Below are 23,270 nucleotides of genomic sequence, written 5' to 3' on the forward strand. Positions count from 1 at the left end.
CCCAACTCCTCAGCCGTCACTACTTATAGCTGCGCTGCGTGAGCTTCACGTTTTCGAACTGTAGCTCTTCCTTGTTCAGGATTTCCGGCTTGTCTTCGCCGGCATACTGCCAAGCAGCTACATAAGCAAAGTTCTCATCGTCGCGCAGGGCTTCACCTTCCGGAGTCTGATATTCCTCGCGGAAGTGGCCACCGCAGCTTTCGTTGCGGTGCAGAGCGTCGTCAACCATCAACTCTCCGAGCTCGATGAAATCTGCTACCCGGCCTGCGCTTTCCAGCATCTGGTTCAACTCTTGGTCGGTGCCAACAAGTTTCAAGTCGCTCCAAAATTCACGACGCAACTTTTGAATCTCTTTCTTGGCGTGCTGCAAGCCTTCGGCGTTGCGCGCCATGCCGCAATACTCCCACATAATGTGGCCTAACGCCTTATGGAACTCACCAGGGCTACGCGTACCATTGATGCTTAGCAGCTTGTTGATACGCTCCCGCACGGCACCTTCTGCCTCAGCAAACGCTGGGTGGTCGGTGGTAACGGGGGTAGGAGGCGTCTGGGCTAGCTGGTCGCCAATAGTGTAAGGAATTACGAAGTACCCATCGGCCAAACCCTGCATGAGGGCCGAAGCTCCCAAGCGGTTAGCACCGTGGTCAGAGAAGTTACACTCCCCAGTGGCATAAAGGCCTGGGATGGTAGTTTGCAGGTTGTAGTCAACCCACAAGCCGCCCATGGTGTAGTGCACCGCTGGATAGATGCGCATCGGCTGCTTGTAGGGGTCTTCGCCGGTAATCTTCTCATACATAGCGAAGAGGTTACCGTACTTCTGGCTTACCGAGTTGGCTCCGGTCCGCTTGATGATATCGGCGAAGTCCAAGTATACAGCTAGGCCCGAAGATCCAACGCCACGACCTTCGTCGCACATTTGCTTGGCGTTGCGAGAAGCTACGTCGCGGGGCACTAAGTTGCCGAAGGCTGGATACTTGCGCTCCAAGAAGTAGTCCCGGTCGTCCTCGGAAATATCACTGACCTTTATTTCGCCTTTGCGCAAACGCTCGGCTATTTCCACCGTCTTAGGTACCCACACCCGACCATCGTTACGCAACGACTCCGACATCAACGTCAGCTTCGACTGGTAGTCGCCCGATACGGGGATACAAGTAGGGTGAATCTGCGTGAAGCAAGGGTTAGCGAAGTATGCTCCTTTCTTGTGCGCACGCCAAGCCGCAGTAGCATTGCAATATTTGGCGTTGGTGCTCAAGTAGAATACGTTGCCGTAACCACCAGTTGCCAATACCACTGCGTGTGCTGCGTGCTGCTCGATTTCGCCGGTAATCAGGTTGCGCGTAATGATACCACGTGCTTGTCCGTCTACCGTCACCAGGTCCAACATCTCGGAGCGGGTGTACATTTTCACTTTGCCGTAAGCAATCTGGCGCGAAAGGGCCGAGTAGGCACCTAGCAACAACTGCTGTCCGGTTTGGCCGCGGGCGTAGAACGTACGGCTTACCTGAGCACCCCCAAACGAACGGTTGGCCAGCAGTCCCCCGTATTCGCGGGCAAACGGTACTCCTTGCGCTACGCACTGGTCGATGATATTCACCGATACCTGAGCTAGCCGGTACACGTTGGCTTCACGGGCCCGATAGTCACCGCCTTTTACCGTATCATAGAATAGGCGGAAGATCGAGTCCCCGTCGTTCTGGTAGTTTTTGGCGGCGTTGATACCTCCCTGCGCAGCAATAGAGTGCGCACGGCGTGGGGAGTCATGATAGGTGAAGGCTTTTACGTTATAGCCTAATTCCGCCAGTGAAGCTGCTGCTGCACCGCCAGCAAGGCCCGTACCCACCACAATGATGTCGTACTTACGCTTGTTGGCTGGGTTAACGAGCTTAACGTTGAACTTGTGCTTCTCCCATTTTTCGGCCAAAGGGCCTTCTGGAATTTTAGAGTCCTGAAACATCAGCTGGGCGGATTAGGATTTGAAGATGAAAAAGTACAGCGGCATAGCAGCGAATCCAGCACAAACGATGATGGAGAATGCATAGCCAACCAGCTTAATAACCGGCGTGTACTTGCGGTGGTTTAAACCAAGCGTTTGAAAACCGCTGGCAAAGCCGTGTAGAAGGTGGTAGCACAGCGCTATTTGAGCCAACACGTAGAGAAGTACATACCACCACGTCTGGAAAGAGTTCATTACCACGCCGTATAGGTTCTTGTTGCCGGCAGAGTCCATGGGAAGAGGCTCGTAGTGGAAGCGGTAGTAAAAGTTGTAAAGGTGCACGATCAGGAACACCAAAATCACGGAGCCAAGCAGGCCCATGTTGCGCGACTTCCAGTCGCTGTTCTGGCCTATGTTGTCAACTACGTAGCTCTGACCACCGCGGGCCGCCTGGTTGCGGCGGGTAAGCATAATCGACTCGTAGATGTGGAAGCCAAATCCTGCCACCAAGATGATTTCCGCCACCCGAATCAGGGGGTTGGTGCTCATGAAGTGGGAGTAAGCATTGAAAGCAAGGCCTCCGTCAGCGCTGAAAAGCTGAAAGTTGCCAATCAGGTGTATAACCAAAAAAGAGCAAAGAAAAAGACCAGTAACAGACATGACGATCTTGCGACCAATGCTACTGGAAACAGTGTTGCTAATCCAACTCATAGAAGCGGCTAAAGGAGTTTGTGGGGGTCATTTAGAGCAGCCAAAGGTACATGCCAACCCACTAGGAAACAATCCAAATAAACTTCATGGTTCACTCGTTGATACTCATGAATCAATCTTCGCGCTGCTCCGTTAGATAAAGCTGGCGTTCTTTCCTTATTACTAACCTATGGGTCTAATTTTTGTTAGATTGTTCCTAGGTTTAATTGACTGGTCTTGCTTCTGAACACACCTCTCTCCTCAAGCTCCCGCTCTATGTTGCGTACGTTACTCTTTCGTTTGGCTCGACGCGGGCCTTTGCTGCTACTGGTAGGGCTCCTTAGCTTGGCATCCCAGGCAAAGGCCACGCACATTCGAGCTGGCGACATTCAGTCCAAAGTTGATACCACGGCAAACTACAACCCACGCCGGATCTTCTTCCGGCTAACCCTCTATTGCCGGGACCCTGTTAACAATGCCGTTCCCGATCAAAATAATGCGCAGATCTACTTTGGAGATGGTAGCTGTGCGGTAGTGAACCGAACTAGTAACGTGCTGGTACAGCCAGATATACGGCGCTACATTTACGACTTCGAGCACACGTATAACGCTGCTAGTACCAGTCCTTACGTTGTTAGCTTTATTGGCGAGAACCGAAATCGGGGAATTCTGAACATGGAAAACTCCGTGAATCAGTCTTTTTATATCTCTACTACAGTCACTATTGACCCTTCTTTATTGCAAAACAGCTCGCCGGTGCTCACAAAACCGGCCATCGACAATGCAACGGTTGCTCAGGTTTTCCGGCATAACCCAGCGGCGTACGACGCCGATGGCGATTCTCTCGCGTACGAACTATTCTACAGCCAACAGGCGGGCCTCGCGTCAGCAGTAATGGGTTGCCGGCCCTCACCTGCCACGGTGCCCGGCTATGTAGCTCCCAACAACCTGACCCCAGCTAGCTTGAATGGCGCCCAGGTGCCTTACAGTGGCCCACCAGTGGGCGTGCCTGGAAGCCAGTCTATTTTCGTGATGGACCCTATTACGGGTGATATCACTTGGAATTCACCTGGCACAGTAGGAGAGTACAATTTTGCTTTCAAGGTAAAAGAGTTTCGACGGATTCCTGGTGGTTTCTACCGCCAGATAAGTGAGGTAATCCGGGATATGCAGGTGACGGTACGCCCGACCACCAACCGGTTGCCCAACCTGATTATCCCGCCTGACTTGTGCGTAGTAGCGGGTACGCCTGTGGTAGGAAACGTAACGGCCACCGACCCCGATGCCAACCGGATCCGGCTGTATGCCAACAGCGGAATTATCCCACCGGCCACCTTCATTCAGAACCTAACGGGGCCACCTACTGCAACCGGCACTTTCCGCTGGACTCCGGATTGCAATGACATTCGGGCTACTCCCATTCAAGTGGTGTTCAACGCCGAAGACCAGCCAACGGGCCTTAACTCGTTGCCTTTAACGGACATCAAAACCTGGAACATTACGGTTATTGGGCCAGCCCCCCAAAACCTACGGGTGGAGCCACTGGGAGCGCCGGTGCGCTCGGCAAGGCTAACCTGGAACAGCTATATCTGCCGTAAACCCGGAGCCCGCATTCTGATCTATCGCCGGGAGGGCTCAAATGGAGGAGACTTCGGCCCCTGCGTGACGGGCATTCCTGCCTCCGCAGGCTACACCCAAATCGGGACGCTCACGTACGCCGGCACCAACGACCTAGTGCAGTTTGTGGACGACCGTGGCGGCCAGGGCTTAGAGCGGGGCAAAACGTATTGCTACCGAATTTATGTGGAGTTCCCATTGCCTGGCCGTGGAGCAAGCTTGGCTTCGGCTGAGGCCTGTGTTGACTTCCCTGGTCGGCCGCTGGTGATGCGCAACGTGACCGTGGATCAGACGGCTACTAGTAGTGGCCGCATCACAGTTCGCTGGACCAAACCTACTAGCACTCCTGCCTTCCCCAACCCCCAGCAGTATCGCTTGCTGCGGGCCACTGGGCAGACCGACGTGGCTGCTTCTTTCACGCAGATAGCGCTTATCAACAACGTCAACGACACCACGTACGTGGACAACGACCCTTCGCTGGACACGCAGAACCGCTCTTACAGCTATAAGGTGGAATTCCTTAGTGCCAATGCCGTAACCGAAACCGCTGTTCGGGCATCTAGCGTGCGGGTTGATGGCACGGCAATTCCGGCAACCACTGCGGGGACGCTAAACGCTATTGCGCTGCGCTGGACCTATGCTGTGCCGTGGGACAATACGCGGCGCCCTACTACCATCTACCGCAAGGGACCCAATCAGCAGGATCCTTTCGTAGCAATTGCTACCGTTACAAGCACCGCAACCGGCGGAACATACCGGGATGAAGGCACAGCCACGCAACGCTTAGTGCGTGGGCAGACCTATTGCTACTATGTGGAAACCAACGGTACCTACAACGCCCCGCGGCTGCCCGACCAGCTAATTAACCTGAGCCAGCAACAGTGCATTGTCTTGCGCAACGTGCCGTGTGCTCCCGTCCTGACTTTGCAGCGGCCTAACTGTGATAGTCTGGCTAGTCGGTTGTTTGATTTGCCGGCAACGCCCATCACTGGTCCCGTGTACACCAACAATCTGAGTTGGACGCTGAGCAACAATCCTACTGACTGCAGCCGCAGCATTGTTTCGTACGACATTTATTATTCGCCGAACAGCGAAGATTCCTTGCGCTTCCTGACCTCGGTGCCGGGCACGCAGCTGTCGTATCAGCATCGGAACCTACAGTCGGAGGTGGGATGCTACGCGGTGCAGGCTGTGGATTCGAGCGGGATTCGCAGTGTGCGTAGCAACCGCGAGTGCAAAGAAGATTGCCAGCTGTTTTTGCTGCCTAACATCTTCACGCCCAACGGCGACGGCAAAAACGACACCTTCCGACCCAAGGTGTTCACGCCTATTCGCCGGACGCATTTCATGGCCTTCAACCGCTGGGGCGTCAAGATCTACGACAGCAGCTCCGACCCGCTCATCAACTGGACTGGCGGTAGTCGTGCTGAAGGTGGCAGCGCATCTTCTGTAGTGGAAGGCATGTACTACTACCAGGCCGAGGTGGAGTTCAACAACGTCAGTCAAACCAAACGCACTTACAAAGGCTGGGTGCAAATCACGCGCTAAGAGAGTAGGACTGCGTTGCGTTTTACCTTCAAGAAGCCCGCTACCCATTGGTAGCGGGCTTTTTTATTCCTGCTATCTTGCCACCCCATCCTCTTTTTCCTCCGACTTCCTCTTTATGAAAGCAGTTGTTTTTCCCGGCCAAGGTAGCCAGTTCAGCGGCATGGGCCGAGACTTATACGAGCATCATCCCGCCGCAAAAACCTTGATGGACCAAGCCAACGATATTCTCGGGTTTTCGCTCACGGATATCATGTTCACAGGCACTGAGGACGACCTGCGCCGCACTGACGTAACGCAGCCAGCTATCTTCCTGCACTCTGTAGCTCTGGCCGCGGTGTTGCCCGATCTGGCGCCCGACATGGTGGCTGGTCATTCGTTAGGTGAGTTTTCGGCGCTGGTGGCCGCTAAGGTGCTACGTTTCGAAGATGCCCTTCGGCTAGTAGCTCAGCGGGCCCAAGCCATGCAGGCCGCCTGCCAAGAACAACCCGGTACCATGGCTGCTATCCTGGCCCTCGATGATGATACCACGGCCCGCATCTGCCAGGAAATAACCGATGGTGGCAACGTGGTAGTAGCGGCCAATTACAACTGTCCCGGTCAGCTGGTGGTATCAGGTTCGCAGCGCGGTATCGAGCTTGCCTGCGAGCAGTTGAAAGCGGCTGGTGCCAAGCGCGCCCTGCCGCTGCCCGTAGGAGGCGCGTTTCATTCGCCCCTCATGCAGTCAGCAGAAGCCGCTTTGGCAGCTGCTATTGCTGAAACCACCTTCTCGGTAGGCATCTGCCCGGTGTATCAGAACGTGGACGCTGCGCCGCACACCGACCCGGAGGAGATTCGCGCCAACTTGGTGCGCCAGCTTACGGCTCCTGTGCGTTGGACCCAAAGCGTGCAGCGTATGGTGCAGGATGGTGCTACCGAGTTTGTGGAATGTGGTCCAGGCAAAGTGTTGCAAGGCTTGGTGAAGAAGATTGCGCCCGAAATAACAGTTAGCTCGGCCTCGGTTGCATGACTAACCGACGCTTCGCGTGGGTAAGCAAAGCGGCTTGGTTGGACCGCCAGGGCCTCGAGATGGCCTTGGCGGCTATTGTGTTGTTGAGCCTGTACACTTACGCTTGGGGCACCGGCCCAGCTACCACGCCTGATTCGTGGCACTACTTGGAGGCAGCTCGTAGCTGGGAAGCAGCCGGCAAGTTGGTGAGCCCAACGGGGACACCGTACGTGTTCTGGGGGCCGCTTTACCCAGTGTTGCTTGCTTGGTTTGGAGCAGCGCAGTATCCAGCACAGGCCGTAGCGTGGCTCCACACTCTGGGGCTGTTAGGAAGCTGGCTAAGCTGGACCTGGCTTGGTGCACAGGTTCTGGGTTCAGAAACAACCTGGAAGCGGCTGTATCCTTGGGTGTTAGCGCTGAGTACTCCGTGGTTGGTTACTGCTAAGTTTGTGTGGTCGGAAACAGTATTTCTACTGCTGTTTTCGATATACATAATTGCCCTGTATCAGTACCTGATATCTAGCCGATTGAAGTGGTTGTTCACAGCTACTGGGGTTGGTATGTTGCTGCCTTTGCAGCGTACAGCGGGCTTGTTTTTGCTGGCTGGAGTAGCAATAGGGTTGGTAGCCGGATACGGCCGGTTGCTATGGGCATACGGCTGGTGGCTACCATTGCATCTGGCGTTAAGTGTAGCAGGCGGCGTAGTATGGCAACTGCACGTGCAGCGCACGGGCCTCGACGATCCACTCATTGTCTACAGCAAGGCTGCCTGGGGAATTCAGCCGCTCAGTGACTTTAGCTTTGTGCTGTTGCGGTGGGTGCTCCCGTTACCGTTCCCGGTAGGAGCTGTGTCGTGGCTGTACTTGGTAGGCGGCGCGTTGCTGGTAGTGGTGCTGACTGCAGGAGCCACTGAGTTGGGTCGGTTTAGTAGGATGCTGTCCGTAGTAATTGCTGTGTACATCGGCTGGCACGTGCTAAGCCATATACTAAGCCGAGGAGCGGCTGGACCTCATGATAGTGAGCGGTATGCTGCCGTATTGTTTGGGCCCGTTGCGCTGCTCCTGTTTGGGGCATTGCGCCGTGGTTTGGCAAAAAGGCCGCGAGTAGTGTATGGAATAGTAGCACTAGTACTTATCTATTCCGCTGTACGGGTGTGGCATAATGCAGTATTCTGTCACCAACTGCAAACACCGGTACTTACTGTGCAGCATGTGATTCACTAATTGGTTACGGTTGCTAGAGTATCTGTCATCTTAGGGTAATAGCTGAATAAAGCGTTAACACACCTGCTATTCACTAATTTGTAAGATCATTTAGTGCTGTTATACAAAACATAGGGGTGAGACAATAAACGAGTTTGTTTTAATAGCGGGAGTATGCAGTATACTCGCTGACCCTCAGTCGGGAGGTTTCTTATTGATTTATCCTCTTAACTTCTAGCTCGTCTGGGCAAGTTGCCAGCACCTCGGCCAAAGTACGGCCCAAACTCGGATGCACTACATCAGCGGCAATTTCGGCTAGTGGTACCAAAGCGAAACGACGTTCTGGCAAGCGGGGGTGGGGCACGGTAAGGCGAGGCGTGTCAAGCACGAGGGTATCGTACAAGAGAATATCCACGTCCAGGGTGCGGGCGCCCCACCGAACACGTCGTTGCCGGCCAGCTAACTGCTCGGTTTGCAAGCAGGCGTCCAGCAACGCTTCCGGTAGGAGAGAGGTATGCACGCGCACTGCCTGGTTCAGAAAAGCAGGCTGATCCTTTAGCCCCCAGGCCGCCGTCTCGTACGTGCCCGATACAGCCTCTACGGTGCCAGCGGTAGCTGCTAGCTGCTGCACCGCTTCGCGCAAAAGAACGGCCCGGTCGCCGAGGTTAGAGCCGAGCAAGAGATAAGCAACAGGCATAATAGACTAGATTCTGGAAGGGGGGGGCTGGGCAGCAACGCCGGTGTACGAGCTAGCAAGCGGCATCTGGTTGGTGAACTGCTTATTTCAAGGTGCGGCGCAAAAAATCAAGTGTAGCCGCGGCAGCTTGCTGCGCCTCAGCTGGCAAGTGCTTGGACTGCCACGGATGGCTCCCACCGAAGTTATGCGTGACGGCGGGGAGAAGTAGCAGTTCTGCGTCGGGTTTCCAGTCCTTCAATTCATGGGCACGCTGTACGGGCACGGTTTCATCTTGGTCGCCGTGGAGTATTAGCAGCGGTTGGTGCAGCTTGCGCCGTACGATATGCGGAATGTCGAGGCGGAGGCGGTTGGCGTGGTAGTCCTCTACAATCTGATAGTAGAGCGGAAGCTGCTGCTTGGTGCGGCTGTTCTCCACGTAATATACACCTTGCTGCTCCCACTGCTGCATGAGTTCCTGCGGCCAGTTGGGGTTGATGTTGTTGACGGCAGCCCACGTAACCACTGCCTGTATGCGCGGATCTTCAGCCGCTTTGAGCAGCACCAAGCCCCCACCGCGGCTATGCCCAATCAGGGCTAAGCGGGTCAGGTCGGTTTCAGCGGCCGGAATGCCAGTAGCAGTTGGTTGTTCCAGGCAATCAAGCAACGTACCGATATCGTCGAGCTCCAAGGAGAAGTTGTTTTGCCCGAAAGCTTCCAGGTCTTCTAAGTCGCCGGTGCCGCCTACCACCAAGCCGTTGTGCGACAAGTTGAGCTTCACGAAGACAACGGCTTGCTGCGCAAAATAATCGGCCAGTAAGTTGAAGTGTCCCCAGTCTTTGAAGCCCTTGAAGCCGTGCACAAACACCACTACGGGCTTGGGTTGGCCATCGGGCACGTAGCGGGCATCAGCCGCGAAAGACCGACTGTGGCGGGTACTGGACAGGTGAAAATCGAGGCGAATAGGTGCTACAGGCATGCGACGAAGATACGTAGTGGTGAGTAGTGCAATAGTGAACTGGTGAGTTGATGAGTTTAACGTTCCAGCAGCGCGTGTTTGCGCAAGTGACGCAAATTGAACATCAAACTCACCCGTTCACCCGTTCACTATCGCACTACTTACCATCTCGCCACTCACTATTTCACCACTTTCCCCGTATCATTGCAGCGCTCAAAGCCGCTGCATGAACGTTACGCTGGACCAGATACAGGCACCTATTGCCACCGAAATGGCGGAATTCGAACAGAAATTCCGGGCGTCCATGCAAACCAAGGTGTTGCTCCTCGATAAAATCATGGGCTACATCGTGAAGCGCAAGGGCAAGCAGATACGGCCCATGTTCGTGTTTTTTACGGCCAAAATCAGCGGCGGCGACCCGCTGCCCGAAGCCACCTACCGCGGGGCGGCCCTCATCGAACTGCTGCATACGGCCACGCTCGTGCACGACGATGTGGTAGATGAAAGTAATTACCGGCGGGGCTTCTTTTCCATCAACGCCCTCTGGAAAAACAAGATTGCCGTACTCGTAGGCGACTATCTGCTAAGCAAAGGGTTGCTGCTGAGCCTCGAGAACGACGATTACGCGCTGCTCAAACTTGTAAGCAATGCCGTGCGCGAACTAAGCGAAGGCGAGCTGCTACAAATCGAAAAAGCCCGCCGCCTCGACATCACCGAGGACGTATACTTCGACATCATTCGCCAGAAAACGGCTTCCCTAATTGCCTCTTGCTGCGCCGTTGGGGCGGCGTCCGCCGGTGCCGACGCCGAAACCATTGAGCGGGCCCGGCTCTTCGGCGAGAAAGTAGGCATGGCCTTTCAAATCAAGGACGACTTGTTTGACTTCGGTACTGCCGAAATCGGCAAGCCAGTGGGTATCGACATCAAAGAAAAGAAGATGACGCTGCCCCTAATTTACTCGTTGCAGCAAACCGACTGGCTCACCAAGCGCCGAGTTATCTACAACGTGAAAAACAACGACGGCCGCAAAGACCGGGTGCAGTCCGTTATCGAGTTTGTGAAGAAGACCGGCGGGCTGGAGTACGCCATTGGTGTGATGGAGAAATACCGCAACGAAGCTCTGAATATCCTGCGCACCTTCCCGGCTTCGCCATCTCGTGATTCTTTGGAACAACTGATCAATTATACCATCGAGCGGAGCCATTAAGGGCTGTAGTACGGTGTTGCTTTGCTAATACTGCCTCGAAAGTCAACAACTGTTATACACCAAAACGGCTTGCTATGAGGCAAGCCGTTTTGGTTTTGCTGGCTAACATCTATGTGGAGCCGGCTTCAAATTTCGTGTGCTCAAGAAAGCGCAGTATGCTACTGGGCTATCTGGTATTCCACGCTTTCAGGCTTCACTTCCGATACTTCGAACGTGACACCATCGAAGGTGCTTTTTACGGTGATTTCGTGGATCATTTCGCAGCCGGGGCACTTAATTTCTTCTGTTTCAAACTGCCCGTCGTCTTCGGTGGAGTTGGCCAAGTGGTCGGGGGCGGGTACGCCTAAGAGGTCGGTGAAGACTTCTGTATGGCAGTGGTTGCACTCGAACTTCAAGCCCACGGTGCGGCCCTGTAACTCATCGAGGGGGGCGGGGGTGTTTTTCTGCTGAATCCACATAAGGACGATGATTTGGTTTTGGAAAGGAAGAGTAGACCGGGACACTAGCAACACCTCGTTGCAGCAGCCCGTTGGGTGTGTACGCACTACTCGGTCGTTTGTGTTGTGTTGGACGCAGATATATACGGGGGCGTGCTGGTCGTATGCAGGCTAGCTGCTACACTTGCTGTTACTTCCCACTTCCCTTTCAGCCTGTTTCTATATGCCTGCTTCTCTGCCCGAATTTGCCGCAAAACCGATTGTCGCGCCAGTACCGTGGGTGCCGCGCTGGCGGACGCTACTGGGCTCCGTAGCCTTCACCCGCGACCCTATTGGTCGGCTCAACAACATTCTGACGGAATACGGCGACACGGTAGGGGTACACCTCGGTGGTATCCGGCCCGGCATGGTCACGCGCGACCCCGCCTTGGTGCAACACATCCTGCAGAAAAACCACCGGCGCTACCTAAAGTCCGACCTCACGCATGGTCTGATTCGCTACCTCGGCCGGGGGCTGCTCACCAACGAAGGCGCCGACTGGTTGCGGCAGCGGCGCCTGATTCAGCCGGGCTTTCATCGGCAGCGGCTGGCCGGCCTAACGCGCCTGATGCAAACGGCCGCTGCCGAGTGGACCACTGAACTAACGGCCCGCACCACTGACGGCGCAGCCATAGTAGACACCCACGAAGCCATGACTCGAGTAGCATTCCGAATTGTGGCGCGGGCCACGTTTAGCGCCAGCCTTTCCGAGGCGGAAGGAGAACGGCTGGCCGCTATCCTGACCGAGATTCAGGCGTTCTACGTGCGCACCATTCGGCAGCCCTACCTGCGGCCGTGGTTTCGGGCGCGGGGCACCTACCGCCGCAACGACCTCCTTAGCCAGGAGCTGCGCGAGCTGGTGCGGGGCTACATCCGGCAGCGCCGCCAGCACCCGCCCGCCACCCCCGCCGAAGCTCCCGACGATCTGTTACAAATGCTGCTCGACACGCGCTACGAGGATACGGGCGAGCCCATGCAAGAAGAACAACTCCTTGATGAGGTAAACATCCTGCTGGTAGCCGGCCACGAAACGTCTGCCAATGCCTTGAGCTGGTTGTTTTATCTGCTAGCCCAGAACCCGGCTGTAGCCGATAAGGTGCGAGCTGAAATGGAAGCTGTGCTAGCTGGCCGCACGCCCGAGTTCAACGACCTGCCGCAGCTACCGTACTCGCTACAAGTGGTGCAAGAAGCCCTCCGCCTGTACCCACCGGCCTGGATTCTGGACCGCGTAGCACTGGAAGACGACGAGTTTCAGGGGCAGCGCATCCCGAAAGGCACGCTTTTTTCACTTTACCTTTATGGCGTACACCACCATCCGGCCCTGTGGCCCGATGCCGAAGTATTCCGACCCGAGCGGTTTGCGCCCGGCGCCGTTCCCGCACCGCCACCCTACGGCTACTTGCCCTTCGGAGGCGGTCCACGCTTGTGCGTCGGTAGCCATTTTGCCCTCACCGAGATTCAACTAGTGCTGCTCGAAACGCTGCGCTACTTCAGTGTTGAGCCCGCCCAAGAGTCGCCGCCAGTCCTCATGCCCCTCGTGACGCTACGGCCACAAGGAGAGTTGCTCCTACGGTTTCGGCGGCTTTAGTTTTACGTAGCTAACTATGCTACAGCTACAAAGCCAGTGTTCCTTGCCTGAGGAGCACTGGCTTTGTAGTTCTGTCTATCAGAAGGCAAGCAGGAAAATAGGTTTACTCCGCTAGCAATCCAGCAACGGTTTTCTCGAACTCGTCGACTTCCTGCTGGTAGTACTTGCCGGTGCCGGGACCCGAGAAGCCGGTGTGAATCTTCCGCACTTCGCCTTTCTTATCCAGGAAGATGGTGGTGGGAAAAGCCAGCACCTTGGCCAACTGTGGTAGAGAAGAACTAGCCGAATCCTTATTGGCCACGCCGGCCACGGCCAAGTCGTACCCCACGTTGAGGCGCTGTTTCATCTTAAGCAGCTTCTGCGAGGCTAGAGCTTGGTCGGGTGTGCGCTCGTAGCCCAGCCCAATGATTTCGACGCCGCGCTGCTTGTTCTTCTCGTACCAGGGCGCGAGGAAGTTGGTCTCATCCATGCAGTTGGGGCACCACGAGCCCAGAATTTGCAGCACTACTACTTTGCCCTTGTACTTGGGGTCGGTGGGGGAGATGCTGGCACCTTCATAAATGCTCGGAAACTTGAAGTCGAGACGTTTTTGACCAGCCTTCATGCCGGTGAGAGCATTAGCATCGGGCAGTTTAGCATTGGCGTCGAGCGTGGCCGTCCAGGTTTCGTGGCCGCTCTTACCACTGTAGAAGTCGCCACTAATGGCGTTTATATTTCCTGGCTTTGCTAGTTTGCCATCAAAGAGAAATCCATGACTACCGTCGAAGGTGGAGAGCATCATGTGTTCAGCGCCATCTTTAGTCACTAAGTTGCCAGCCAAGTAGCGGTAGTCTCCGGTGGTAGTTAAGAACGTGCCGGTGAGAAGTGCACTGTTCTTTTCGTCTTGCTTAATAATACCGACAGCGGGGTATGTTTTGCCTTCATCGTCGCGAAATTCTACGCTGAATGTCGCCCCTTTGACCAAGTCGCCATACACGGCGGGCTTCTGCGTGTCTCCAGCAAAGAGGGTGGTGGCAGAGGTTGCTCGGCCGGCGGTAAACGGTACCCGATAAGGCTCTTTGCCATCATACTTCACCCAGGAGCCTTTCACCTTGTCAGCGCCATCAGCCCGAACTACCAGTGCGGCATCAAACACGCCTAAGCGAATAGTGGTAGAGTCGCCGGCGGTGGTAATTTCGTCGAGCTTTAGGCGCTCCTCACCGTTGCGTAGCGTGATGGTGGGTTTTTGGCCGTTGTCGGCGGTGCTTACGTCAAACAGAAACGGGATTTCCTGGCCTTGGGCGGAAAGTACGCCGCGCCACGTGCCAGGCTTTAAGCCTGCTGGCAGGCCGCTGGCATCGGCTTCGGGTACGCTACTGCCGTCTTGGGTGGTACTAGAAGAGTCGGAGGAGCAGGCCGCCATAAGCAGCGTGAAGCTGGCGCCGAGAAGCACTTTTTGGAAAAGCGAAGGAAGATACATCGTGCTAGAAGAGACAATACGTTCGGCGCTAAACTACAAAGCGCGGAAATTGGTTTGATAAGCAAGAATGCCAAGGTAGCACGAAGCATCGGGTTAGCGGCCGTCTACCTTTGTTGGACGAGCACGTATCAACCATTGCGCTCAACAAAGTAAGAGGCGCAAATTTCGTGGGAAAGCGCACACCAGAAATTTTGGGACGCGCCCTACCAGGCGCCTATATTTGCGTACCTGCTCTTACAAGTAGGTCCGTTCCCTCCACATTTTTCCTTTTCGCATTATGGCGTTTGACTTAGAAATGATAAAGGCGGTGTACGCCGGCATGGGCTCACGCATCGAGGCTGCTCGTACTGCCGTTGGCCGTCCGCTTACCCTGACCGAAAAAATCCTGTACGCTCACCTGTACGGCGGCTCTGTTTCTCAGGCGTTTAAGCGCGGTGTTTCCTACGTCGATTTCGCCCCCGACCGTGTGGCCATGCAGGATGCTACGGCCCAAATGGCTTTGCTTCAATTCATGCAGGCTGGTAAAGCCAAAGTAGCTGTACCGAGCACCGTGCACTGCGACCACCTGATTCAGGCGAAAGTAGGAGCCGACGAGGATTTGGCTATTGCCAACTCCGAAAACAAAGAAGTATACGATTTTCTGGCTTCGGTCTCCAATAAATATGGCATCGGCTTCTGGAAGCCCGGTGCTGGTATCATTCACCAAGTGGTACTTGAAAACTACGCTTTCCCAGGTGGTATGATGATCGGTACCGACTCCCACACGCCCAACGCGGGTGGTTTGGGCATGATTGCCATTGGGGTAGGCGGTGCCGACGCCGTCGACGTAATGGCTGGCATGGCTTGGGAATTGAAGTTCCCCAAAGTTATCGGGGTAAAGCTCACTGGTAAGCTTTCGGGCTGGACAGCTCCCAAAGACGTAATCCTGAAAGTAGCCGGTATCCTGACCGTGAAGGGCGGTACGGGCGCTATCGTAGAGTACTTCGGCGAAGGTGCCGAAAACATGTCGTGCACTGGTAAGGCTACCATTTGCAACATGGGTGCTGAAATTGGCGCTACCACGTCGGTGTTTGCCTACGATGAAAGCATGGCCAATTACTTGCGCGGCACCAGCCGGGCTGAAATTGCCGATCTGGCTTCTGGCGTAGCCGAGCACCTACGGGCCGACGACGAAGTGTTTGCTAACCCTTCCGAGTACTACGACGAACTCATTGAAATCAACCTCTCCGAGTTGGAGCCACACGTAAACGGCCCGTTCACGCCGGATGCTGCATGGCCAATTTCGCAGTTTGCTGCCGCAGTGCGGGAGCATGGCTGGCCTGAGAAGCTGGAAGTAGGCTTGATTGGTTCTTGCACGAACTCGTCGTACGAGGATATCACCCGTGCGGCTTCTATTGCCAGCCAGGCAGTAAGCAAGGGCCTAACTGTGAATGCCGAATTCACCGTAACGCCCGGCTCGGAGCTGGTGCGCTACACCGTGGAACGCGACGGTTTGCTGGATACGTTCGCCCAGATGGGTGGAGTCGTACTCGCCAACGCTTGCGGTCCGTGCATCGGGCAGTGGGCCCGCCACACCGACGACCCGAAGCGCAAAAACTCCATCATCACGAGCTTTAACCGCAACTTCGCCAAGCGTAACGATGGTAACCCAAACACCCACGCTTTCGTGGCCTCGCCCGAAATCGTAACGGCTTTCGCCATTGCCGGTGACTTGACCTTCAACCCGCTCGTGGACACCCTGACCACCAAAGACGGTCAGCAAGTGAAGCTCGACGCGCCGCACGGCCTCGAGATGCCGCCACAAGGTTACGCTGTGGAAGATGCCGGTTACCAGGCTCCCGCCGTTGATAGCTCTGCCGTACAAGTTATCGTGGACCCCGGTTCCGACCGTTTGGAGTTGCTCGACCCCTTCAAGCCATGGGAAAATACCGACCTAATGGGCTTGCGTCTGCTCATCAAAGCGCAAGGTAAGTGCACCACTGACCACATTTCGATGGCTGGCCCGTGGTTGAAATACCGTGGCCACCTCGACAACATCTCCAATAACATGCTCATCGGGGCCACCAACGCCTTCAACGGCGAAGCAAACTCGGTGAAAGATGCGTTGACCTCGGGCATGCCTTACTCGCCGGTGCCGGCCGTAGCGCGTAACTACAAAGCCCAAGGCATTGGCTCTGTGGTAGTAGGCGACGAGAACTACGGAGAAGGCTCCAGCCGGGAGCATGCCGCCATGGAACCCCGCCATTTGGGTGTACGCGCCATCATCGTGAAGAGCTTCGCGCGGATTCACGAAACCAACCTGAAAAAGCAGGGGATGTTGGCCCTTACCTTCGCCAACAAGGCCGACTACGACCTGATTGAGGAGAATGATGTAATCGACATCCTTGGGTTGACCAACTTCCAGCCTGGTCAGCCGCTGCAAGCTCGGTTGCACCACCCCGACGGTGATACCGACCTCATCACCCTTAACCATACCTACAACGAAGGTCAGATCGAGTGGTTTAAGGCCGGCTCAGCTCTGAACCTGATTCGTTTGAAGGAATCGGGTGAAGCTCAGTTGTCGCAGAAGTAGTAGTATCTGCCAAAAACAAAAAGCTGCCCTATGTAGGGCAGCTTTTTGTTTTTATAGGCCAGTGGTTAATGTAAATAAAGTATGAGCAGTAGTACCAAACACTCCATTCCTGTTGCTGGCTTTGTGGTCACTTTGGTGGGAGCAATTTTATTTTCCACGAAAGCAATTATTGTGAAGCTAGCATTTGCTGGCACGCATACAGATGCTCTGACATTGCTGACTTTACGGATGCTGTTTGCGCTGCCGTTTTATGTAGTTGCTGCCTTTGCCGTAAGCAGCCGGAGTAGTAACGTGAAATTGAAAGGAAAAGAATGGGCGTTTGTGTTAGCGCTAGGAATGCTTGGTTATTATCTAAGCAGCTTATTTGATTTTATAGGACTACAATATATTTCGGCGGGCCTCGAACGATTGATATTATTTCTGTACCCAACGTTTGCCGTCTTTATCAACGCTTATTTTTTCAAGCAGAAAATAGCAGGCGTTCAGCGGGTGGCGTTGCTGTTAACCTATGCAGGTATTGCGCTTGCTTACTTCGGGGAGCTTGCTATTGATTCCAGCAACCCTAATTTCTATTTCGGAAGCTTTATGGTGTTTTTGTGCGCCACTACCTATGCCATGTATATAGTAGGCAGTGGAAGAGTAATTCCGCATATTGGCTCCACCAAATTCACGGCTTATGCCATGCTCGCCGCTACGGCCGGAATATTCGTGCATTTTGCAATAGCCGGTGATACCACCAAATTCCAGGCTGAACACGGACTGTGGTTGTATGGATTGCTGTTGGCGGTGGTTGCCACCGTTATTCCATCCTTTATGTTGTCATACGGCTTAAAAAGTGTCGGCTCAAATAACGTGGCCATCATAAGTGGTATCGGGCCGGTTTCGACTATTATACAAGCGTATTTTATTTTAGGCGAGAAAATAGTTATTGAGCAAATAATTGGAACCGCATTAGTTATAGCAGGTGTGATTTTAATTGGCTGGAAAAGAAAGCCTGCCGCAATAGTAGAAGAGGTTACTGCTGCTTAATATATTAGCTACAGTAGTTTCGCAATTTGTTTACACGCTGTGTATAGAGGGAGGAAACTCTAGATAATGCTTTGCGGCTAGTCGAGCTTCGCTAAAACTTTACTGTTTGGATAGCAGATGACAAGGGGTAGCACAGCTACGAGGCTATTACCTTCGTGGCGTCGTGAAGCGCGGCAGTAGCTATCAAAACAATGAAACTAGGAACATTGGTAGTAGGAGGATTTCTACTGCATGCCGTTGTCGGACACGCACAGACGCAACCTGGTATCGCAACTCCCGATACCACGCGCGCCCTGCCCGAAGTGCCAGTAGTCTATCAAGCCGATAGACTGACGCCGGTAACCTTCCTTGACCTTGATGGCCGGGCGCTGGCTCGGAAGAGTGTCGGGCAGGAGCCTTCTTTCCTGCTTTCCGAGACGCCGGCCATTACTGCTTACTCTGATGCGGGCAGCACGCAGGGTTACGCGTATTTTCGCTTGCGTGGTATCGACCAAACCCGCGTCAACACCACATTAAATGGGGTGCCGCTGAACGAGCCCGAAGACCAAGGAGCCTATTTCTCTAATTTCCCCGATATTCTCAATTCTGTAAGTGCCATCCAGATTCAGCGGGGCGTCGGGACCACGCAGAACGGTACGGCCAGTTACGGAGGGAGCATTCAACTATTTTCACCCACGTTGCGAGATTCGGCGCATACCACCCTTGGGGCGGGGTATGGGTCGTACAACAGCTACCGGATTTTTGGGGAGTATGCCAGCGGGCTGCGCAACCAAAAGGCGCTGTACGTGCGGGCGTCGGAGCTGCATTCGGATGGGTACAAGGACCGGTCGGCCAATACCTCGCGCTCGGTGTTTGTGAGCAGCGGCTTGTTTCGGGATAAAACGAGTTGGAAGCTCAACTTACTGGCCGGGCACCAGCAAAACCAACTAGCCTGGCTCGGAGTGGCCGATTCGGTGTTGCAGCGGAACCGCCGGGCTAACGCCAACAGCTCTGCCGAAAACGACCGTTTCACACAGGGCCTAGTGCAGCTACAAAACGACTGGCAACTCAGTGCTACGTCGCTGCTCAGCACCAGCGTGTATTACTCGGCGCTCCGTGGCAACTACGATTTCGACCTCAATAACTTCCTTGACCTGCCGAGCACTGCTGAACTGTACAAGTACGCGTTTCAGTCGGGATGGGGAGGGGCCTTCAGTACGTATACCCGCCGCACCCGGCACCTGACCTGGACCAGTGGCCTGCACGCCAATACCTACCAGCGGCAGCACACAGGAACGGAGCGGGCGTTGGGCCAACTCTACCGCAATACGGGCCGCAAGCAGGAACTGAGTGTCTTCAGCAAGCTGGAAGCGCAGCTACAGCGGTTCACGCTGTTTGCCGATGCGCAGTTCCGAACTACCTCGTTTCGCTATGAAGGTGGCGTGCCCCTGCCGGCCATCGACTGGCAGTTTTTCAACCCGAAAGTAGGAGTGAGCTTCGCGGCATCTGACCGTACTACGCTTTACTACAGTCTCGGCCGCACCAGCCGCGAACCAACCCGCAACGACCTGTTCGGGGGCAACGACGACTTGGTGGCGGACAGCACTGGGCTAGCCTTGGTAACCAGCTCAACACCAGAATCAGTGGTAGACCAGGAGCTAGGCATGCGGCACGCAACCGACAAGTGGCAGCTGAATCTGAACGCTTACTACATGGATTTTCGCAACGAAATTGTGCTGAATGGGCAGTTCGGGCCGAATGGCTTAGCGCTAACCAACAAGGTAGAAAGCAGCCTGCGAACCGGGCTGGAAGCTTCCGTACGCTACCAGCTTACCAATCGGTTCGCGTTGATCAATAACTCGGCTTTCAGCTACAGCCGTATTCGGGAGCAGCGCGAGGCGTTCGAGCCGGTGCTCACGCCGCCGCTCATCGTCAACCAGGAAGCCGTTTACCAAGCTGGCCGTTGGACTGCTGCGCTGCTTGGTCGCTACCAGAGCCGCTCCTATATCGACTTCGCCAATTCCGCTACCGTCGACGACTATGTATTGCTGAACGCGCGCCTTCAGTACGCCCGTAATGGGTACCAGGTGTCTTTGTTCGCTAACAATCTCACCAATGCCAAGTACTTCAATAACGGCTACGTGGAAGCCGATGGCACCCGCAAATACTTCGTGCAGGCGCCCGTGAACTTCTACCTGAACGCGCAGTACAGCTTCTAGTTTTTGGCACTCCGACCACCGGGAGGAATGACAATATGCCTTTATGAGCGTTATCAAAGCTTTCGTATTCGGAAAGTTCATGCCCTTTCACAAGGGCCACGCCGAGCTTATCAACTTTGCGCGCCTACACTGCGACCACCTGACCGTGCTGGTGTGCAGCAGCGACCAAGAGCAATTGCCTGGCCCCGTGCGGCAAGCGTGGCTGCAAGAGACGTACGCAGGCAGCGAAGCCGTGCATGTGCAGCTGCTGGAATACCTGGAAAGCGAATTGCCCAACACTTCGGAAACGTCTGTAGCGGTGTCAAATGTGTGGGCTGACAGGTTTCTAGAAGTAGTACCAGAATGTTCGCTTGTCGTGACGTCGGAGCCATATGGCGAACTGGTAGCGGCGCGCATGGGTATTCGGCATTTGCCGTTCGATGTGGCGCGGGGAGCAGTACCCATAGCAGCGTCGATTATTCGGCAGAATCCGGCGGCTTATTGGCACTTTCTACCCGACTCGGTTAAGCCTTACTATGTGCGCAAAGTGGTGCTGCTCGGTACCGAATCCACCGGCAAAACCACGCTGGCTACCCAATTGGCTGCGCATTTTCGGGCGTCGTTGGTAGAGGAAGCCGGCCGCGACCTGATTACCGATTCTACTAATTTCAGCTTGACGGATTTGCACCGCGTGGCAGAAGAGCACGCGTGCCGCATCGAGCGGGCTCAAATTGGCCCTAGCGCGCTTGTTATAATCGATACAGACATTCATATCACTCAATCGTATGCCAAGCTGATGTTCGGGCAGGACCTGGCAGTGCCGCCCGAAGTATACGCCCTCAACCGTGCCGACTTGTATCTGTACTTAACAGCTGATGTGCCCTACGTGCAAGACGGCGGCCGGCTTCCTAATGCCGACCGGCTTCGCTTAGATGTTTCGCACCGTCAAACCCTACTACACTACGGCATCAAGGCGGTAGAAATCAGCGGAACTTGGCCCCAACGTTTCAAGCAAGCGGTTCAGTTGATTGAAACACTGCTTGCTCATAACTACAACTAAACAAGTGCCGCTGTCGGGTGTCGCCTAATAACTAAATCATCCTCGGTAGTTTGCGCTGAATAGGGGTATTTAGGTCGGCCGGGTGACTTTTTCGTACTGTCGGGATAAAGCCTGTCTTCCCTACATACCAATACCAAGCCTTTATCCATGGCCGGATTCATCAAGAAAATAGTAAAAGTTGCGAAGTACACGGGCATAGGGCTGTTGGGAATAGTGGCAGTGTATGGGGTAGGGGCAGTGGTGCTATCCGTGATACCAGTAGGTACGCGCAGTACGCCCGAACCCGGCGACATCGAAGCATATGTATTGTCGAATGGCGTGCATACGGATATTGTAGTGCCAGTGCGAACCAGCCAAATAGATTGGAGCGCCACCATCAACTACGCCGATACCCCGGCTGCTGACACTACGCGGCGGTACATTGGCTTCGGATGGGGCGACAAAGGCTTCTACCTTGAAACACCCACTTGGGCCGAACTCAAGCCTAGCACCGCTTTCCGGGCTATGTTTTGGCTGGGCAGTGCTGCCATGCACACTACGTTTCATCACCAGCCAGTAGAAGGGCCACATTGCGTGAAAATCTACCTAAGCGCAGTGGAATACAGCCGCCTGGTTGGCTTTATTCAGAAGAGCTTTAAACTGAATGCACAAGGCCAGGTTCAGCACATCAGTGGCCACAGTTACGGCCGCTACGATTCTTTCTACGAAGCCCACCGAGTCTACAATCTTTTCTATACTTGCAACACCTGGGCCAACGAAGCGTTGAAAATCAGTGGCCAAAAGGCCAGCCTTTGGACTCCGGCCGACGGTGGTATCTTCTGGCATTACAGATAGCTTTATCTTGCCGGCTGATCAATTCCTTTTCACTTAACCGCTAATTCCCATGACGACGTACGAAGAGATATTCGAGAACAACCGAAAGTGGATTGAAACGCACAACGCTACAGGCCCCGAGTTTCTAGCTCGCTTGGCCGGTGACCAGCGCCCCGACTACCTGTATATCGGCTGCAGCGATTCGCGCGTGACAGCCGAAGAGCTGATGGGCGTGGCACCCGGTGAAGTGTTTGTGCACCGCAACATTGCCAACTTGGTCAACAACATTGACCTCAATGCCATGTCAGTCATTGAGTATGCTGTGCAACATCTGGGCGTCAAGCACATTGTGGTTTGTGGGCACTACGGCTGCGGTGGCGTGAAGGCGGCCATGCAGGCCCAGGACTTAGGCATTATGAACCCATGGCTGCGCAACATCCGTGACGTATATCGGCTGCACTACAAGGAACTGGACGCCATTGAAGATACCACCGCGCGCTACGACCGGCTGGTGGAATTGAATGTGCAGGAACAGTGCGTAAACGTCATTAAAACGGCCGTCGTGCAGCAGCGTTACCTACAGGACGGTTATCCTACCGTGCACGGTTGGGTGTTTGATTTGAAGACAGGGCTCTTGAAGGACTTAAAACTGTCTTTCGAGGATATCCTGCATGGCATTCAGCAGATATATAATCTCGGCGACAAATCCATGTTCAACACCAAGGAAACGCCAGCTCAGGAAATAGGGAGTAAGGCCATTGCTGAATAAGCAGCTTTAAGAAGGCCAACTAGCTTTCAACAGAATGAATCGTTCCTCTTAAACAGGTAAAAAGAAACCCGGCTGCTTCTGTCTAGTAAGACGGAAGCAGCCGGGAAAGAGGATGGCGAGGAAATGGGTGGCAGCTACTAGTTGAGCCACACCTGCGCTACCGTTTCAAAGCGGTGGCGGGCGAAGGCTCCGTAGGGCTGCTCAGCATAGAAACCCAATACATGGATTTGCGGCAATCCGGTGCGCGCGTTGCGGCGCACCTGGATAGGATACACTTGGCCGGCTTTAGGCCAGTCACCAATGTGGTCGGAGGGTCGGCGGCTGTCATCTACACAGCGCGCATATTGCTGTACAGGCGGCGGAACGGGAAGCTTTACTTTCGACATATCCAAAGATACGGATATTAACCGGTTCTAAAAAAATTAGCCCGTATTATTTAGTATTAAAAACGGCTTAAAATGCCTTTAATCAAATATTAATAACTATATGTTCTGCGTAATATATTGCTGTTCGC

Annotated in this window: 18 protein-coding genes; 11 read left to right on the forward strand and 7 right to left on the reverse strand. The window is 54.5% G+C overall.

The features are described 5' to 3' along the window. Positions 1 to 19: 19 nt before the first annotated feature. The gene (locus MTX78_RS06965; RefSeq protein ID WP_243801147.1) at positions 20 to 1,954 is read right to left on the reverse strand and encodes a fumarate reductase/succinate dehydrogenase flavoprotein subunit; all 1,935 of its coding nucleotides are present in this window, start codon (positions 1,952 to 1,954) and stop codon (positions 20 to 22) included. 12 nt (positions 1,955 to 1,966) lie between these two features. After that, positions 1,967 to 2,644: a succinate dehydrogenase cytochrome b subunit gene (locus tag MTX78_RS06970; RefSeq protein WP_243801149.1), complete on the reverse strand. Its 678-nt coding sequence runs from the start codon at positions 2,642 to 2,644 to the stop codon at positions 1,967 to 1,969. Between the two features lie 255 nt (positions 2,645 to 2,899). Between MTX78_RS06970 and MTX78_RS06975 the strand changes: the two genes are divergently transcribed. The 3 genes from MTX78_RS06975 to MTX78_RS06985 all read left to right on the forward strand — a co-directional run bounded on the left by MTX78_RS06975 (position 2,900) and on the right by MTX78_RS06985 (position 7,996). After that, entirely contained in the window at positions 2,900 to 5,788 is a 2,889-nt protein-coding gene (locus tag MTX78_RS06975) for a T9SS type B sorting domain-containing protein (protein ID WP_243801151.1), read from the forward strand. A 115-nt stretch (positions 5,789 to 5,903) separates the two neighbouring features. Continuing rightward, the gene (gene fabD, locus MTX78_RS06980) at positions 5,904 to 6,794 is read left to right on the forward strand and encodes an ACP S-malonyltransferase (RefSeq protein ID WP_243801153.1); all 891 of its coding nucleotides are present in this window, start codon (positions 5,904 to 5,906) and stop codon (positions 6,792 to 6,794) included. Beyond that, positions 6,791 to 7,996: a hypothetical protein gene (locus MTX78_RS06985; protein WP_243801154.1), complete on the forward strand. Its 1,206-nt coding sequence runs from the start codon at positions 6,791 to 6,793 to the stop codon at positions 7,994 to 7,996. Before fabD ends, MTX78_RS06985 begins: the two co-directional genes overlap by 4 nt. Before the next feature lie 190 nt (positions 7,997 to 8,186). On the opposite strand, the gene folK is transcribed toward MTX78_RS06985, so the two are convergent. Beyond that, a complete protein-coding gene (gene folK / locus MTX78_RS06990; protein ID WP_243801155.1) occupies positions 8,187 to 8,672 on the reverse strand; it encodes a 2-amino-4-hydroxy-6-hydroxymethyldihydropteridine diphosphokinase in 486 nt (161 codons plus the stop codon). 82 nt (positions 8,673 to 8,754) lie between these two features. Continuing rightward, a complete protein-coding gene (locus MTX78_RS06995) occupies positions 8,755 to 9,627 on the reverse strand; it encodes an alpha/beta hydrolase family protein (RefSeq protein ID WP_243801158.1) in 873 nt (290 codons plus the stop codon). Between the two features lie 205 nt (positions 9,628 to 9,832). On the opposite strand from MTX78_RS06995, the gene MTX78_RS07000 reads away from it, so the two are divergent. Next, positions 9,833 to 10,813: a polyprenyl synthetase family protein gene (locus MTX78_RS07000; protein WP_243801160.1), complete on the forward strand. Its 981-nt coding sequence runs from the start codon at positions 9,833 to 9,835 to the stop codon at positions 10,811 to 10,813. Between the two features lie 158 nt (positions 10,814 to 10,971). Here MTX78_RS07000 and MTX78_RS07005 read toward each other — a convergent pair whose 3' ends face one another. Then, entirely contained in the window at positions 10,972 to 11,271 is a 300-nt protein-coding gene (locus MTX78_RS07005) for a hypothetical protein (RefSeq protein ID WP_243801162.1), read from the reverse strand. A 202-nt stretch (positions 11,272 to 11,473) separates the two neighbouring features. Between MTX78_RS07005 and MTX78_RS07010 the strand changes: the two genes are divergently transcribed. Then, positions 11,474 to 12,877, forward strand: a complete 1,404-nt coding sequence (locus tag MTX78_RS07010; RefSeq protein WP_243801164.1) for a cytochrome P450 — start codon at positions 11,474 to 11,476, stop codon at positions 12,875 to 12,877. 103 nt (positions 12,878 to 12,980) lie between these two features. Here the strand turns inward: MTX78_RS07010 and MTX78_RS07015 are convergent, their stop codons facing one another. Beyond that, positions 12,981 to 14,336: a TlpA family protein disulfide reductase gene (locus MTX78_RS07015; RefSeq protein ID WP_243801165.1), complete on the reverse strand. Its 1,356-nt coding sequence runs from the start codon at positions 14,334 to 14,336 to the stop codon at positions 12,981 to 12,983. Between the two features lie 277 nt (positions 14,337 to 14,613). Between MTX78_RS07015 and MTX78_RS07020 the strand changes: the two genes are divergently transcribed. The 6 genes from MTX78_RS07020 to MTX78_RS07045 all read left to right on the forward strand — a co-directional run bounded on the left by MTX78_RS07020 (position 14,614) and on the right by MTX78_RS07045 (position 22,756). Further along, a complete protein-coding gene (locus tag MTX78_RS07020; RefSeq protein ID WP_243801168.1) occupies positions 14,614 to 16,908 on the forward strand; it encodes an aconitate hydratase in 2,295 nt (764 codons plus the stop codon). 81 nt (positions 16,909 to 16,989) lie between these two features. Beyond that, positions 16,990 to 17,937, forward strand: a complete 948-nt coding sequence (locus tag MTX78_RS07025) for a DMT family transporter (RefSeq protein ID WP_243801170.1) — start codon at positions 16,990 to 16,992, stop codon at positions 17,935 to 17,937. Positions 17,938 to 18,128: 191 nt separating this feature from the next. Beyond that, a complete protein-coding gene (locus tag MTX78_RS07030) occupies positions 18,129 to 20,135 on the forward strand; it encodes a TonB-dependent receptor (protein ID WP_243801172.1) in 2,007 nt (668 codons plus the stop codon). 79 nt (positions 20,136 to 20,214) lie between these two features. Then, positions 20,215 to 21,174 (forward strand): AAA family ATPase, encoded by a 960-nt coding sequence (locus tag MTX78_RS07035; RefSeq protein ID WP_243801173.1) that lies wholly within the window; start codon positions 20,215 to 20,217, stop codon positions 21,172 to 21,174. A gap of 147 nt (positions 21,175 to 21,321) precedes the next feature. Further along, positions 21,322 to 22,008, forward strand: coding sequence for a TIGR02117 family protein (locus MTX78_RS07040; protein WP_243801178.1), 687 nt, complete (start codon positions 21,322 to 21,324; stop codon positions 22,006 to 22,008). A 49-nt stretch (positions 22,009 to 22,057) separates the two neighbouring features. Further along, positions 22,058 to 22,756 carry a carbonic anhydrase gene (locus MTX78_RS07045; protein ID WP_243801179.1) on the forward strand — a complete coding sequence of 233 codons (699 nt, stop codon included), beginning with the start codon at positions 22,058 to 22,060 and terminating at the stop codon, positions 22,754 to 22,756. A 137-nt stretch (positions 22,757 to 22,893) separates the two neighbouring features. Here MTX78_RS07045 and MTX78_RS07050 read toward each other — a convergent pair whose 3' ends face one another. Further along, positions 22,894 to 23,142, reverse strand: coding sequence for a hypothetical protein (locus MTX78_RS07050; protein ID WP_243801180.1), 249 nt, complete (start codon positions 23,140 to 23,142; stop codon positions 22,894 to 22,896). Positions 23,143 to 23,270: the final 128 nt, after the last annotated feature.

It is taken from the genome of Hymenobacter tibetensis (assembly GCF_022827545.1).
Taxonomy (GTDB): Bacteria; Bacteroidota; Bacteroidia; order Cytophagales; family Hymenobacteraceae; genus Hymenobacter; species Hymenobacter tibetensis.

Bases quoted from the DNA above. Each gene is read 5' to 3' on its own strand.
- MTX78_RS06995 (WP_243801158.1), bottom strand. From the start codon at position 9,627: ATGCCTGTAGCACCTATTCGCCTCGATTTTCACCTGTCCAGTACCCGC.
- folK (WP_243801155.1), bottom strand. From the start codon at position 8,672: ATGCCTGTTGCTTATCTCTTGCTCGGCTCTAACCTCGGCGACCGGGCC.
- MTX78_RS07045 (WP_243801179.1), top strand. From the start codon at position 22,058: ATGACGACGTACGAAGAGATATTCGAGAACAACCGAAAGTGGATTGAA.
- MTX78_RS06975 (WP_243801151.1), top strand. From the start codon at position 2,900: ATGTTGCGTACGTTACTCTTTCGTTTGGCTCGACGCGGGCCTTTGCTG.
- MTX78_RS07005 (WP_243801162.1), bottom strand. From the start codon at position 11,271: ATGTGGATTCAGCAGAAAAACACCCCCGCCCCCCTCGATGAGTTACAG.
- MTX78_RS07015 (WP_243801165.1), bottom strand. From the start codon at position 14,336: ATGTATCTTCCTTCGCTTTTCCAAAAAGTGCTTCTCGGCGCCAGCTTC.
- MTX78_RS07000 (WP_243801160.1), top strand. From the start codon at position 9,833: ATGAACGTTACGCTGGACCAGATACAGGCACCTATTGCCACCGAAATG.
- fabD (WP_243801153.1), top strand. From the start codon at position 5,904: ATGAAAGCAGTTGTTTTTCCCGGCCAAGGTAGCCAGTTCAGCGGCATG.
- MTX78_RS07020 (WP_243801168.1), top strand. From the start codon at position 14,614: ATGGCGTTTGACTTAGAAATGATAAAGGCGGTGTACGCCGGCATGGGC.
- MTX78_RS07030 (WP_243801172.1), top strand. From the start codon at position 18,129: ATGAAACTAGGAACATTGGTAGTAGGAGGATTTCTACTGCATGCCGTT.
- MTX78_RS06970 (WP_243801149.1), bottom strand. From the start codon at position 2,644: ATGAGTTGGATTAGCAACACTGTTTCCAGTAGCATTGGTCGCAAGATC.
- MTX78_RS07025 (WP_243801170.1), top strand. From the start codon at position 16,990: ATGAGCAGTAGTACCAAACACTCCATTCCTGTTGCTGGCTTTGTGGTC.
- MTX78_RS06985 (WP_243801154.1), top strand. From the start codon at position 6,791: ATGACTAACCGACGCTTCGCGTGGGTAAGCAAAGCGGCTTGGTTGGAC.
- MTX78_RS07035 (WP_243801173.1), top strand. From the start codon at position 20,215: ATGCCCTTTCACAAGGGCCACGCCGAGCTTATCAACTTTGCGCGCCTA.
- MTX78_RS06965 (WP_243801147.1), bottom strand. From the start codon at position 1,954: ATGTTTCAGGACTCTAAAATTCCAGAAGGCCCTTTGGCCGAAAAATGG.
- MTX78_RS07040 (WP_243801178.1), top strand. From the start codon at position 21,322: ATGGCCGGATTCATCAAGAAAATAGTAAAAGTTGCGAAGTACACGGGC.
- MTX78_RS07010 (WP_243801164.1), top strand. From the start codon at position 11,474: ATGCCTGCTTCTCTGCCCGAATTTGCCGCAAAACCGATTGTCGCGCCA.
- MTX78_RS07050 (WP_243801180.1), bottom strand. From the start codon at position 23,142: ATGTCGAAAGTAAAGCTTCCCGTTCCGCCGCCTGTACAGCAATATGCG.